Source organism: Brevundimonas diminuta (genome assembly GCF_039673845.1).
GTDB classification, from domain to species: domain Bacteria; phylum Pseudomonadota; class Alphaproteobacteria; order Caulobacterales; family Caulobacteraceae; genus Brevundimonas; species Brevundimonas diminuta_E.
The window spans coordinates 257277-269881 of record NZ_JBDJMK010000001.1 but is presented as its reverse complement, the minus strand read 5'-3'; the positions used below and the strand labels follow the sequence as shown (position 1 = coordinate 269881).

At 67.2% G+C, this 12605-nt stretch carries 14 protein-coding genes; all 14 read left to right on the top strand.

Annotated elements, in window-relative coordinates; all coding sequences use genetic code 11:
* Window positions 1-34 precede the first annotated feature (34 nt).
* The 14 genes from tmk to ABE454_RS01320 all read left to right on the top strand — a co-directional run bounded on the left by tmk (window position 35) and on the right by ABE454_RS01320 (window position 12495).
* Window positions 35-661, top strand: a complete 627-nt coding sequence (gene tmk, locus ABE454_RS01385; RefSeq protein ID WP_346528267.1) for a dTMP kinase — start codon at window positions 35-37, stop codon at window positions 659-661.
* Window positions 658-1638: a DNA polymerase III subunit delta' gene (locus ABE454_RS01380; RefSeq protein WP_346528265.1), complete on the top strand. Its 981-nt coding sequence runs from the start codon at window positions 658-660 to the stop codon at window positions 1636-1638. Before tmk ends, ABE454_RS01380 begins: the two co-directional genes overlap by 4 nt.
* Entirely contained in the window at window positions 1586-2425 is an 840-nt protein-coding gene (locus tag ABE454_RS01375; RefSeq protein ID WP_346528262.1) for a TatD family hydrolase, read from the top strand. The genes ABE454_RS01380 and ABE454_RS01375 overlap by 53 nt, the downstream gene beginning before the upstream one ends.
* Window positions 2422-3231 carry an MBL fold metallo-hydrolase gene (locus ABE454_RS01370; RefSeq protein ID WP_346528260.1) on the top strand — a complete coding sequence of 270 codons (810 nt, stop codon included), beginning with the start codon at window positions 2422-2424 and terminating at the stop codon, window positions 3229-3231. The genes ABE454_RS01375 and ABE454_RS01370 overlap by 4 nt, the downstream gene beginning before the upstream one ends.
* A 125-nt stretch (window positions 3232-3356) precedes the next feature.
* Window positions 3357-4649: a serine hydroxymethyltransferase gene (gene glyA, locus ABE454_RS01365; RefSeq protein WP_346528258.1), complete on the top strand. Its 1293-nt coding sequence runs from the start codon at window positions 3357-3359 to the stop codon at window positions 4647-4649.
* A gap of 12 nt (window positions 4650-4661) precedes the next feature.
* Window positions 4662-5135, top strand: coding sequence for a transcriptional regulator NrdR (gene nrdR, locus ABE454_RS01360; protein WP_003164743.1), 474 nt, complete (start codon window positions 4662-4664; stop codon window positions 5133-5135).
* A complete protein-coding gene (locus ABE454_RS01355; RefSeq protein WP_346528256.1) occupies window positions 5135-5908 on the top strand; it encodes a RibD family protein in 774 nt (257 codons plus the stop codon). The genes nrdR and ABE454_RS01355 overlap by 1 nt, the downstream gene beginning before the upstream one ends.
* Window positions 5909-5997: 89 nt before the next feature.
* Window positions 5998-6588, top strand: a complete 591-nt coding sequence (locus tag ABE454_RS01350; RefSeq protein WP_346528254.1) for a riboflavin synthase — start codon at window positions 5998-6000, stop codon at window positions 6586-6588.
* Window positions 6585-7721: a 3,4-dihydroxy-2-butanone-4-phosphate synthase gene (ribB, locus tag ABE454_RS01345; RefSeq protein ID WP_346528253.1), complete on the top strand. Its 1137-nt coding sequence runs from the start codon at window positions 6585-6587 to the stop codon at window positions 7719-7721. Before ABE454_RS01350 ends, ribB begins: the two co-directional genes overlap by 4 nt.
* On the top strand, window positions 7718-8179 hold the full coding sequence (ribH, locus tag ABE454_RS01340; protein ID WP_346528251.1) for a 6,7-dimethyl-8-ribityllumazine synthase: 462 nt from the start codon (window positions 7718-7720) through the stop codon (window positions 8177-8179). Before ribB ends, ribH begins: the two co-directional genes overlap by 4 nt.
* Window positions 8176-8712 (top strand): transcription antitermination factor NusB, encoded by a 537-nt coding sequence (gene nusB / locus ABE454_RS01335; RefSeq protein ID WP_430825368.1) that lies wholly within the window; start codon window positions 8176-8178, stop codon window positions 8710-8712. The genes ribH and nusB overlap by 4 nt, the downstream gene beginning before the upstream one ends.
* The gene (thiL, locus tag ABE454_RS01330) at window positions 8699-9688 is read left to right on the top strand and encodes a thiamine-phosphate kinase (protein ID WP_346528249.1); all 990 of its coding nucleotides are present in this window, start codon (window positions 8699-8701) and stop codon (window positions 9686-9688) included. Before nusB ends, thiL begins: the two co-directional genes overlap by 14 nt.
* A gap of 40 nt (window positions 9689-9728) precedes the next feature.
* Window positions 9729-10157: a hypothetical protein gene (locus tag ABE454_RS01325; protein ID WP_346528247.1), complete on the top strand. Its 429-nt coding sequence runs from the start codon at window positions 9729-9731 to the stop codon at window positions 10155-10157.
* Window positions 10158-10344: 187 nt separating this feature from the next.
* Window positions 10345-12495: a sodium-translocating pyrophosphatase gene (locus tag ABE454_RS01320; protein ID WP_346528245.1), complete on the top strand. Its 2151-nt coding sequence runs from the start codon at window positions 10345-10347 to the stop codon at window positions 12493-12495.
* Window positions 12496-12605 lie beyond the last annotated feature (110 nt).

The window sequence follows — 12605 nt, the reverse complement described above, 5'->3', positions numbered from 1 at the left end:
TTGCTTCCCGCGTCCCGCTCGCCATTGTGCGCGGGTGCAGCGAGGCAGATTTATAACTTTCGAAGGCGGCGAGGGCGCCGGCAAGACGACACAGGCGCGTCTGCTGGTCGATCGCCTGCGCGCGCAGGGTCTGGACGTGCTTCAGACGCGCGAGCCCGGCGGCTCGCCGGGGGCGGAGGAAATCCGCAACATCGCCGTCTCGGGCGAGGCGGATCGCTGGTCCGCGCGCACGGAAACCCTGCTGATGTATGCGGCGCGCTCAGACCATCTGGAGCGGACCATTCTGCCTGCGCTGGACGCCGGGCGCTGGGTGGTCTGCGACCGTTTCGCCGATTCCAGCCGCGTCTATCAGGGCGCGGGCGGCGGCACGCCGGAAAGCCTGATCGAGGCGCTGGACGACGCCGTCGTCAACGGCGACCAGCCGGACCTGACCCTTGTGTTCGACCTGCCCGTCAAGGTCGGTCTGGACCGGGCGTTCGGGCGGGGCCTGTTCGAAACGCGATTTGAATCCAAGGGGTTGGCCTTCCATCAGAAGCTGCGCGACGGCTTTCTGGATGTCGCGCGCTGTCACCCTGACCGCTGCGTCGTCATCGACGCGACCGGCGAGGTCGAGGACGTCGCGGCCCGGCTGTGGGCCGTAGTGGAGGAGCGGCTGCTTTGAGCGAGCATCCGCGTGACCGTTTCGATCTGATCGCCGATGTTCAGGCTGAAGAGGCCTTTCTGGACGCCCTGAACCGCGGGCGTCTGCACCACGCATGGCTGCTGTGCGGGGTTGAGGGATCGGGCAAGGCCAGCTTCGCCTATCGCGCCGCGCGCCGTCTGCTGGGCGCCGTGCCGGACCCGTCGCGCGGACCGCTGGGCGCCGCGCCGCATGATCCGGTCAGCCGCCTGGTGTCGGCCCAGGCTCACCCCGATCTGCTGGTGCTGGAACGCGCCGTCGAGGGCGGCAAGCTGAAGCGCGCCATTTCGGTCGATCAGGCCCGCGACCTGCCGGAGTTCTTCGCCAAAAGCCCTTCCCAGGCCCGACACAGGGTGGCCATCATCGACGCCGCCGACGACCTGAATATCAACGCAGCCAACGCCTTGCTAAAGATTCTTGAGGAGCCGCCTGAAAGCGGCGTCCTGTTCCTTGTGACCCATGCGCCGGGTCGGTTGTTGGCCACCATCCGTTCGCGCTGTCGGCGGCTGACCTTCCCGATCTGGTCCGAAGGGCGGCTGGCCGATCTGGTCCAGCAGCGCACCGGCGTCAGCGCAGATGAGGCGCAGGCTGCGGCCGAAATGGCGGGCGGATCGCCCGGCGCGGCGCTGGATCTGGCGTCGGGCTCCATGGCCGAGGTAGACCGTCTGGCGCGCAACTGGATCGACGCCGCCGAGGTTGATCGTGCCGAGCAACTGGCCATCGCCGACGGTTTCCGGGGCGCCGAAGGGCAGGCGCGGTTCGAGGCCCTGATGGATCGCCTGATCGCAGCGGTGAAGCGCCGAGCCGTCGACAGCGGCGGCCGCGAGGGCGCGCGCTGGGCTGAACTGTGGGGGCGGCTGTCGGAACTGCCGGATCGCGCTGTGGGCTTAAATCTTGATAAGGCGGATGTTCTGGCCGGCGCCTTGGCCGACATCGCCCGCACGAAAGCCTCTCTCTGACATGCTCATCGACAGTCACGTCAATCTTCACGCCCCCCAGTTCGACGAGGATCGCGAGGCGGTGATCGACCGCGCCCGTCAGGCGGGCGTGCGGCTGATGGTCGAGATTTCAGACAAGCTGTCGACGTTCGAGGCGACGCACGCCCTGGCCATGAACAACGCCGACATCTGGTGCACGGTCGGCGTCCACCCGCATGAGGCCAAGGATTACGCCGATCTGACCGCCGAGCGTCTGGTCGAACTGGCGGATCGGCCGCGCGTCATCGGCATCGGCGAATGCGGCCTCGACTTCCACTATGATCTCAGCCCGCGCGATGTGCAGGCGACGGTCTTCCGCCAGCATATCGAGGCGGCGCGCCGCACCGGACTGCCGCTGGTCATTCACACGCGCGAAGCCGACGATCTGATGGGCGAGATTCTGCGGGAAGAACACGCCCGCGCGCCCTTCAAACTGTTGATGCACTGCTACACCAGCGGCATGGAACTAGCTGAAACAGCAATGGAACTGGGCGCCTGGTTCTCGGTGTCCGGCATCGCCACCTTCAAGGCGGCGGAAGAGGTGAGGGCGGTCATCCGCCGCATGCCCGAAGACCGCATCATAGTTGAAACCGACTGCCCCTATCTGGCGCCCATCCCGCACCGGGGCCGCCGCAACGAACCGGCCTATGTCGGTCTGGTGCTGGAGAAGCTGGCCGAAATCCGCGGCTGGAGCCCGGAACAGGCGGACCAGCGGACCACAGACGCCTTCTTCAACCTGTTCGACCGTATTCCGAGGCCTGCCGAATGAGCGCCAAGGGCGAACTGGAAGTCGTCATCCTTGGCTGCGGGTCGTCCGGCGGCGTGCCGCGCGGCGACGGCGACTGGGGCGACTGCGACCCGGCCGAGCCGCGCAACCGGCGCACCCGCTGCTCCATGCTGGCGCGCCTGCATGGGCCGGATGGCGTCACCAGCGTGGTGATCGACACCTCGCCCGACTTTCGCCAGCAGATGCTGGCCGCCGACGTGCGCCACATCGACGCCGTCCTCTACACCCACGACCATGCGGATCAGACCCACGGCATCGACGACCTGCGCGTCTTCGCCGCCCACGCCCGCCGCCGCATCCCGGCGTGGATGGACGCAGCGACCCACGACGCCCTGACCCGCCGCTTCGACTATATTTTCGAAAGCCAGCACGGCTATCCGGCCATCGTCGAGGCGCGCTCCATTCCGCCGCATGGCCAGCCTTGGCAGGTTGATGGTCCCGGCGGCGCCATTCCTGTCGTCACCTTCGATCAGGCGCATGGTCCGATTCGCTCGGTGGGCTATCGCCTCGGCCCGATCGCCTATTCCAGCGACGTATCCGGTCTGGATGAAGCGGCGCTGGAAGCCGTGCGCGGCGCCGACCTCTGGATCGTGGACGCCCTGCGCTACACGCCGCATCCCACCCACGCTCACGTCGACCTTGCCCTGGACTGGATCGCCCGCGCCGGTGTGAAGAAGGCTGTCCTGACCAATCTTCACATTGATCTGGATTATGACGCTCTGGCGCGATCCGTGCCGTCGAACGTCGAGGTGGCCTTCGATGGCTGGAGCGGCGTTTTCAGTTTGTAGCCACGCTTGGCATCAGGTTTCCGCGGCTGTCATGGCTGTGTCTGTGACGCTTCCACCCCCTAGATGTTGTGGTGTCAGGCGGCGCGGCCTAGAAGGGAGCGCCGTTTCAGCCTTCAGCCACCGGGATGCCTCCAGTGACCGCCTTCACGCACGATTCCTACTTCACCAAGAGCCTCGCCGACGCCGATCCGGCGATCTTCAAGGGCATCCAGGGCGAGCTTGGCCGCCAGAAGGAGCAGATCGAGCTGATCGCTTCGGAAAACATCGTCTCGCAGGCGGTGCTGGACGCGCAGGGCTCGGTCCTGACCAACAAATACGCAGAGGGCTATCCGGGCCGTCGCTATTACGGCGGTTGTGAATTCGTCGACGTCACCGAGGATCTGGCCCGCGAGCGCGCCAAGGAGCTGTTCGGCGCCGCCTTTGTGAACGTCCAGCCGCACTCGGGCGCACAGGCCAATCAGGCCGTCTTCTTCTCCCTGCTGCAGCCGGGCGACACCTTCCTGGGCATGGATCTGGCCGCCGGGGGCCACCTGACCCACGGCTCGCCCGCCAACCAGTCGGGCAAGTGGTTCCGTCCTGTCACCTATAAGGTGAAGGAAAGCGACCAACTGATTGATTACGATCACGTCGCTGAAATGGCTGAGAAGGAAAAGCCCAAGCTGATCCTGGCGGGCGGTTCGGCCTACAGCCGTCAGATCGATTTCAAGCGCTTCCGCGAGATCGCGGATTCGGTCGGCGCCTATCTGATGGTCGACATGGCCCACTATGCCGGTCTGATCGCGGGCGGCGCCTATCCGGACCCGGTTCCGCACGCCCACGTCGTCACCACCACGACGCACAAGACCCTGCGCGGTCCGCGCGGCGGCATGATCCTGACCAATGACGGCGACATCTCCAAGAAGATCAACTCGGCCGTCTTCCCCGGCCTGCAGGGCGGCCCGCTGGAGCACGTCATCGCCGCCAAGGCCGTGGCCTTCGGCGAGGCGCTGAAGCCCGAGTTCAAACTGTACGCCCAGCAGGTCGTGAAGAACGCCCAGGCCCTGGCCGCCGTTCTGGTCGACCGCGGTCTGGCCATCGTCTCGGGCGGCACCGACAGCCACCTGATGCTGGTCGACCTGCGTCCCAAGGGCGTGACCGGCAAGGCCACCGAGCATGAGCTCGAAAAGGCGCTGATGACCTGCAACAAGAACGGCGTGCCGTTCGACACCGCGCCCTTCACCGTCACCTCGGGCATCCGTCTGGGCACGCCGGCGGGCACCACGCGCGGCTTCGGCGTGGCCGAGTTCGAGCAGATCGGCCACTGGATCGCTGATGTCGTCTCGTCGATGAACGGCGGCGATGAGGCCGATCCGGCCGTCGTCGCGGGCGTGGCGGCTCAGGTGCGCGAACTGACCGCGCGCTTCCCGATCTATCGCTAAGAGGCCCATCGGATGAAGTGCCCGTTCTGCGGAAACGCCGATACTCAGGTGAAGGACAGCCGCCCGTCTGACGACGGCGCGGCCATCCGGCGCCGTCGGTCCTGCCCGCAGTGCAACGGGCGCTTCACCACCTTCGAGCGGGTGCAGCTGCGCGAACTGGTCATCCTGAAACGGAACGGCCGCCGCACCCCCTTTGACCGGGACAAGCTGGAACGCTCGCTGGGCATCGCCCTGCGCAAACGCCCGGTCCAGCCCGATCAGGTCGAGCTGCTGGTCAGCCGCATCGTGCGCCAGCTGGAAAGCCTGGGCGAGACGGAGATCCCGTCGCACATCGTCGGCGACTTCATCATGAAGGCGCTGAAGTCGGTCGATGAGGTCGCCTACGTTCGCTACGCCTCGGTCTACAAGGACTTCCGCCACACCAGCGATTTCGCCAAATTCCTCGGCGACGAGGGTTTCGACGAGACCAAGTCCGGCCAGGACTGATGCGCCCGCGCGTCACCCTGAAACTGGCCACCTCGCTGGACGGCCGTATCGCCACGGCGAGCGGCGAAAGCCAGTGGATCACAGGGCCGCAGGCGCGCCTGCAGGGCCACCGCCTGCGCGCGGCGCATGACGTCATTCTGGTCGGCGTCGAGACGGTGCTGGCCGACGATCCCGAACTGACGGTGCGCCTTCCTTCTAATCTTCTTCCTTCTCCCCTCGTGGGAGACGGCAGCTCGCGCAGCGAGACGGATGAGGGGGCGCTGTCCCCACGCAAAACGGCTGAAGTCGGGGGCGCATCCAGCGTCCCCCTCATCCGAGCGGCTTCGCCGCCCACCTTCTCCCACGAGGGGAGAAGGAATCCGTTGAGAGTCGTCCTTGATAGCCGTCTTCGCACGCCCGAAACGGCCAAGGTCGCCAGTGGCAACACCCTCATCCTGACGACCGCCGCGCCCCATCCCATCGGGCAAGCCGAAGTCCTCGCCGTCGTCGCCAGCGACGGCCGCCCGGCCATTCCCGCCGTTCTTGACGTCCTGTCCGACCGGGGCGTCGGCTCCGTCCTGATCGAGGGCGGGGGGCGCGTCGCGGCCGCCTTCATCCTCGCGGGCGCGGTCGATGCGATCGAGTGGTTCCGCGCGCCGATCCTGCTGGGCGGGGAGGGGCGGCCCTGCATCGCGTCTCTGGCGCTTGCAAAGCTGGCCGACGCCCCCAAGTTCCGTCGTCTGGGCGTCGAGCCTGTCGGAGACGACCTGTGGGAGCGTTACCAGTGCGCGTGACCCTCTTTCAGGCCCTCTGCGACGGCTGATTTCAGACGATTCAGACGAATTAGACTCTGTTTTTTGGGTCCGAAGGGACCGGAGCTTGCATGTTCACCGGCATCGTTACCGACATCGGACGCGTCCGCAGCGTTCGCGACACCAACCGCGACCGTCGCTATGAGATCGAGACCTCGTGGGACACCGCGACCATAGAGATCGGCGCCTCCATCAGCCATGCGGGCTGCTGCCTGACCGTGACGGAAACGGGCGAGGGCTGGTTCGCGGTCGAGGCGTCGGGCGAGACGCTGGGCCTGACCAAGCTGGGCGACTGGGCCGAGGGTTCGCGCGTCAATCTGGAGCGCGCGGCGCGGCTGGGCGACGAGTTGGGCGGCCACATCGTTTCGGGCCATGTCGATGGTCTGGGCGAGGTGATCTCCATCACGCCCGAGGGCGGTTCGCACCGCGTGGTGATCGCGGCGCCTGCGCCTCTGCACAGATTCATCGCGCCCAAGGGCTCAATCACCGTCGACGGGGTTTCCCTGACCGTGAATGGGGTGCATGAGCGTCAGTTCGACGTGAACATCATCCCGCATACGTGGGATGTCACGACCCTCGGCGCCCTCAAGGTCGGCGACAGGGTCAATCTGGAGATCGATATGCTGGCGCGCTACCTCGCGCGTTGGCAGGAGACAGCATGATGAAACTGGCCGTCTATAATACCGACAGCCCGGTCAGCCCGATCGAGGATATTCTGGAGGACGCCCGCAACGGCCGCCCCTACATCCTCGTCGACGCCGAAGACCGCGAGAACGAAGGCGACATCGTCATTCCGGCGCAGTTCGCCACGCCGGATCAGATCAACTTCATGATCCGCTATGCGCGCGGTCTGGTCTGTCTGGCCATGACGGCCGAGCGCGCGCGTCAGCTGCGCCTGCCGCCGATGGCTGCCGAGAACCGAACCCGCATGGGCACCGCCTTCACCGTCTCTATCGAGGCGAAGGAGGGCGTGTCGACCGGCATTTCCGCCGCCGACCGCGCGCGCACCATTCAGGTCGCCGTCGATCTGGACAAGGACGCCGACGACATCGTCTCGCCGGGCCACGTCTTCCCTCTGGTCGCGCGCGAGGGCGGCGTTCTGGTCCGCACCGGCCACACCGAGGCCGCCGTCGACATCAGCCGCATGGCCGGCCTGACCCCCGCCGGGGTGATCTGCGAGATCATCAAGGACGACGGGACGATGGCGCGGATGCCCGATCTGGTCGCCTTCGCCCAGCTGCACGGGCTGAAGATCGGCACCATCGCCGACCTGATCGCCTATCGCCGCCGCACCGAGCGCTTTGTCGAGCGCGTGATGGAGACGCCGTTCGAGAGCGTCCACGGCGGTGAGTTCAAGCTGATCCTGTACCGCAACACCATCGAGGGCGCCGAACATGTCGCCCTGGTGCGCGGCGACATCGACCCGGCCAAGCCGACCGTCGTGCGGATGCACCAGGTCGATTTCGCTTCTGACCTGCTGGGCCATGTCGAGGCGCGTCAGGACTATATTCCGAAGGCGATGCAGGCGCTGGCGGCCCAGGACGGGCCGGGCGTCGTCGTCTTCCTGCGCGATCCGGACCTGCATGGTCTGGCTGAACGGCTGGGCGGCGTGGCCAAGCCCGCCGCCGTGGATCGCTCGCTGAAAGCCTATGGCGTGGGGGCGCAGATTCTGCTCGACCTCGGCGTCAAGGACATGATCGTGATGAGTTCCACGCGACCCAATCCGACGGCGCTCGAAGGCTACGGCCTGCGCATCGTCGGCTGGCGCGACATGGACGGAGAAGACCAATCTTGAACGACCCCACACGCGTCCTCATCGTCGAGGCGCGCTTCTACGACGAACTGGCCGACGCCCTTCTGGAAGGGGCGAAGGACGCCCTGCGCGCGCAGGGCGTTCAATACGACGTCGTGACCGTGCCCGGCGCGCTGGAAGTGCCGACCGTGATCGCCATGGCCGAAGAGGCCGGTCGCTATCCGACCGCGCCGCGCTACGACGGCTATGTCGCCCTGGGCTGCGTGATCCGTGGCGAGACCTATCATTTCGAGATCGTCTCGGATCAGTCGGCCGCCGGAATCCGCAATCTGGGCCTGAAGGGTCTGGCCATCGGCAACGGCATCCTGACGACCGAGGACGAGGATCAGGCCTGGACCCGCGCCCGCCTCAGCGAGGGCGACAAGGGCGGCTTCGCAGCCCGCGCCTGTCTGGACCTGATCGCCATCCGCAAGCGCCTGCGCGGGGGTCTGGCTTCGTGACCGAACCGACCAGCGCCCCGGCGACCGTCGCCGAAGTCATGGCTCAACTGGCCGAGGCTGACAAAGCCCGCGCCGAACCCCAGCTGACCAGCCGTCAACGCCGCGCCCGCACGGTCGCGCGTCTGGCCGCCGTTCAGGCCCTGTATCAGATGGAGCTGGCGGGCGAGGGCGTCGACAGCGTCGTGCGCGAGTTCCGCAATCACCGTTTCGACGCCGACATCGACGGCGCCCCTCTGGCCGAGGCGGACGAAGACTGGTTCGCCGCCGTCGTTCACGGCGTGGTCGAGGACCAGCGCGCGGTGGATGAGGCGATCAAGGGCCGTCTGGCCTCCAACTGGCGGCTGGAACGTCTGGACGCCACCCTGCGCGCCCTGCTGCGCAGCGGCGCCTGGGAGCTGAAGCACAAGCCCGACGTGCCGCGTGAGATCGTGATCGACGAATATGTCGAGCTGGCCAAGGCCTTCTTCGACGATGCGGAGGCGAAGTTCGTGAACGCGGCGCTGGACGGCGTGGCGCGCGATGCCCGCGATTGACGTCGCAGGCGAATTCGAGACGATCCAGCGGCTGCTGAAGCCGCTGGCCCATCCGGAATGGGCGAGGGGGCTGGCCGACGACGTGGCCGTGCTGCCCTCGCGGCCCGGATACGACCTCATCCTGACCAAGGACGCCATCATCGAAGGCGTCCACTTCCTGCCCGACGATCCGTTGGACACGGTGGCGCAGAAGCTGCTGCGCGTGAACCTGTCCGATCTGGCGGCCAAGGGGGCCGAGCCGTTCGGCTATCTGCTGGCCTGCCACTGGTCCGAACGCTGCGGCTGGCCCGAGCGTGAGGCCTTCGTCGCCGGACTGCGACGCGATCAGGCCATTTTCGACATTTCCCTGCTGGGCGGCGACACGGTGAAGACGCCGGGACCGGCCAGCTTTTCCGCCACCATGCTGGGCTGGGCGCCGACCGATGCGGCGGTCAGCCGGGCCGGGGCGCGACCGGGCGATCTGGTCTTCGTCACCGGAACCATCGGCGACGGCTGGCTGGGTCTTCAGGCCGTTCAGGCGACCCTGACGCTGGAGCCCGAGCGCATGGATGCGCTTGAGGCCGCCTATCGCACCCCCATGCCGCGTGTCGAATTCGCCCCGGTGATCCAGAGCCTCGCCACCGCCAGCGCCGATGTCTCGGACGGCCTGCTGGCCGACGCCGCCCATATCGCCGAGGCCAGCGGCGTCGGCCTTGAAATCGATCTGGAGCGCACGCCCCTGTCGGCGGCGGCCCACGCCTGGTTCGACGGCCGTGTCGACCCGCAGGCGGCGCTGGAGCAGCTGGCCAGCGGCGGCGACGACTATGAGATCCTGCTGACGGCCCCGCCCGGCGCCGAGGGCGCCCTGCGCCATGAGGCCGAGCGCCGCCATCTTCGCCTGACCTGCATCGGCCGCGTGACAGGGGGCAGGGGCCTGTCGCCCCGCTATCTCGGTCAGGCCATCACGCCCACGCGCACTGGATGGACCCACGCCTGAGCGCAACGGATTCCTAACGCCGCAGGCCCAGACTGCCGCCATGACCCGCCGCGCCCTGATCATCGCCGCCGCCCTGTCCGGTCTGGCCTTTTCCGGTCCGACCGCGGCTTCGCCCGCTGCCGAGGCCCCGGTCGCGCACGCCGGTTTCGACATGACCGGCGTGGGTCTGCCGGTCATCGTCAACGGCCGGGTCCGCAACCACGTCTTCGTGGTGCTGAAGCTGTATCCGGGCGAGGGCCAGGCGCCGGACGCCGTCCGGGCCAAGGAGCCCTATCTGCGCGACGCCCTTGTCCGCGCCGGGCACCGCACGCCCTTTGTTCTGGCCGATGACTGGAACCGGCTGGACGCCGAGGCCATGGGCGCCAGCCTGATCCGCGCGGCCGACGCCCTGATCGGCAAGGGCGCCATCGCCCGCGTCGAGGTCGTCAGCCAGACGCCCCGGCGTCGCACGGCGGCTCGGCCCCTCTGATCGGCGCCCTGAAAGAGCGCAGTTGCGCGAAGCCTTCGCATTTGGCACGATTTAGCCGCAATTCCCGAGGGGCGTGAACCTGCGTCCGTTAAGCGCACGGGGGGACCGGAAGGCGGCCGAGAGGCGAAAACGCCCGTAGCGCAGCCCATGGATCCGCGCGCCCAGTTGCATAGGGCTTGGAAACGCCATGACGTCATATCTTTGGCTGGTCATCGCGGCCGGCGCTTTGGGGGTGCTTTACGGCGCCGTCCAGACCGCCGTCCTGATGAAGGCCGACAGTGGTAATGAACGGATGCGTGAGATCGCCGGAGCGATCCAGGAAGGGGCATCCGCCTATCTGAAGCGTCAGTACACAACGATTGGCATTGTAGGGGTCGTGATCTTGGTCGCGGCCTTTTTTCTTATCGGGACCTGGGCGGCGCTCGGCTTTCTGATCGGCGCGGTCCTGTCGGGCGCGGCGGGCTATGCGGGGATGCTGATCTCCGTGCGCGCCAACGTCCGCACGGCGCAGGCCGCGTCGCAGAGCCTGTCCAAGGGCCTGGACCTGGCCTTCCGCTCGGGCGCCATCACCGGCATGTTCGTGGCGGGCGGCGCGCTTCTGGGCGTGTCGGGCTACTACGCCTTCATGACGCAGGGTCTGGGCCATGCCTCGACCAGCCGCGAGGTCATCGACGGACTGGTGGCGCTGGGCTTCGGCGCTTCGCTGATCTCCATCTTCGCGCGACTGGGCGGCGGCATCTTCACCAAGGGGGCCGACGTGGGCGGCGACATGGTGGGCAAGGTCGAGGCGGGCATCCCCGAGGACGACCCCCGCAACGCCGCCACCATCGCGGATAATGTGGGCGACAACGTCGGCGACTGCGCCGGCATGGCCGCCGACCTGTTCGAGACCTATGCCGTCACCACGGTGGCGACCATGGTGCTGGCGGCCATCTTCTTCCGCAATCAGCCCTATGTGGATGTGCTGATGCTGCTGCCGCTGGCGATCTGCGGCGTCTGCATCGTGACCTCGATCATCGGGACGTTCTTCGTCCGTCTGGGCAAGAGCGGCAACATCATGGGAGCCCTGTATCAGGGGCTGATCGTGACCGGCGTCCTGTCGCTGGCGGCGGTCTGGTGGGTGATCAATCAGCTTCTGCCGGGGGCGGTTGAAACCTCGGGCGGGCTGCTGATCCAGCCGATGAACCTGTTCTGGGCGGGCGTCGTCGGCCTGCTGGTCACGGCGGCCATCGTGGTCATCACAGAATACTATACCGGCACGGGCTTCCGGCCGGTGAAGTCGGTGGCCAACGCCTCGGTCTCGGGGCACGGCACCAACGTGATTCAGGGGTTGGCCATGTCGCTGGAGGCCACGGCGCTTCCGGCCCTGACCATCATCGTCGGCATCGTCGCAGCCTTCCAACTGGCGGGTCTGTTCGGCATCGCCATCGCCACCACCACCATGCTGGGCGTGGCGGGGATGATCGTGGCGCTGGACGCCTTCGGCCCGGTCACCGACAACGCAGGCGGCATCGCCGAGATGGCGGGCCTGCCGCCGGAAGTCCGCGTCTCGACCGACGCCCTGGACGCCGTGGGCAACACCACCAAGGCCGTGACCAAGGGCTACGCCATCGGTTCGGCGGGTCTGGGGGCGCTGGTCCTGTTCGCCGCCTATGTGGAGGATCTGAAGTTCTTCGCAGCCGAGGCGACGCCGGGCAGCTTCTTCCACGGTCTGGGCGCGGTCGCGTTTGATCTGTCCAACCCCTATGTCGTGGTCGGCCTGCTGTTCGGGGGGCTGCTGCCCTTCCTGTTCGGCGGTCTGTCGATGACGGCCGTGGGGCGCGCCGCTGAGGCTGTCGTGGCCGAGGTCCGGCGTCAGTTCCGCGAAAACCCCGGCATCATGACGTTCGAGACCAAGCCGGAATACGGACGGGCAGTCGACATCCTGACCAGCGCGGCCATCCGCGAGATGATCGTGCCGTCGCTGCTGCCGGTGCTGTCGCCGATCGTCCTGTTCGTCGTCATCCTGTTCATCCAGCCGGACAAGGCCAACGCCTTCGCTGCGCTGGGGGCCATGCTGATGGGGGTGATCGTAACGGGCCTGTTCGTCGCCATCTCCATGACGTCGGGCGGCGGCGCCTGGGACAACGCCAAGAAGCTGATCGAGGAAGGCTTCACCGACAAGAACGGCGTGGTTCACGGCAAGGGTTCCGAAGCGCACAAGGCCGCCGTCACCGGCGACACTGTGGGCGATCCTTACAAGGACACCTCCGGTCCGGCGGTGAATCCGATGATCAAGATCACCAACATCGTGGCGCTGTTGCTGCTGGCGGTGCTGGCCAGCGGCAAGATCGTCTGACCGCGCTTCGCTGAAACTGAAACGCCCCGGAGAGCGATCTCCGGGGCGTAATGTTTTTCTGGGCCTTCGCGATGTGGTCGCTCACCGCTTGAGGGCTCTTAAAGTCTGGC

Excerpts from the sequence above, each read along its gene's own strand:
- ribB (WP_346528253.1), top strand. The coding sequence starts at position 6,585 with ATGATGAAACTGGCCGTCTATAATACCGACAGCCCGGTCAGCCCGATC.
- ABE454_RS01325 (WP_346528247.1), top strand. The coding sequence starts at position 9,729 with ATGACCCGCCGCGCCCTGATCATCGCCGCCGCCCTGTCCGGTCTGGCC.
- ABE454_RS01355 (WP_346528256.1), top strand. The coding sequence starts at position 5,135 with ATGCGCCCGCGCGTCACCCTGAAACTGGCCACCTCGCTGGACGGCCGT.
- ABE454_RS01320 (WP_346528245.1), top strand. The coding sequence starts at position 10,345 with ATGACGTCATATCTTTGGCTGGTCATCGCGGCCGGCGCTTTGGGGGTG.
- ABE454_RS01375 (WP_346528262.1), top strand. The coding sequence starts at position 1,586 with ATGTTCTGGCCGGCGCCTTGGCCGACATCGCCCGCACGAAAGCCTCTC.
- nrdR (WP_003164743.1), top strand. The coding sequence starts at position 4,662 with ATGAAGTGCCCGTTCTGCGGAAACGCCGATACTCAGGTGAAGGACAGC.
- thiL (WP_346528249.1), top strand. The coding sequence starts at position 8,699 with ATGCCCGCGATTGACGTCGCAGGCGAATTCGAGACGATCCAGCGGCTG.
- ABE454_RS01350 (WP_346528254.1), top strand. The coding sequence starts at position 5,998 with ATGTTCACCGGCATCGTTACCGACATCGGACGCGTCCGCAGCGTTCGC.
- ABE454_RS01370 (WP_346528260.1), top strand. The coding sequence starts at position 2,422 with ATGAGCGCCAAGGGCGAACTGGAAGTCGTCATCCTTGGCTGCGGGTCG.
- glyA (WP_346528258.1), top strand. The coding sequence starts at position 3,357 with ATGCCTCCAGTGACCGCCTTCACGCACGATTCCTACTTCACCAAGAGC.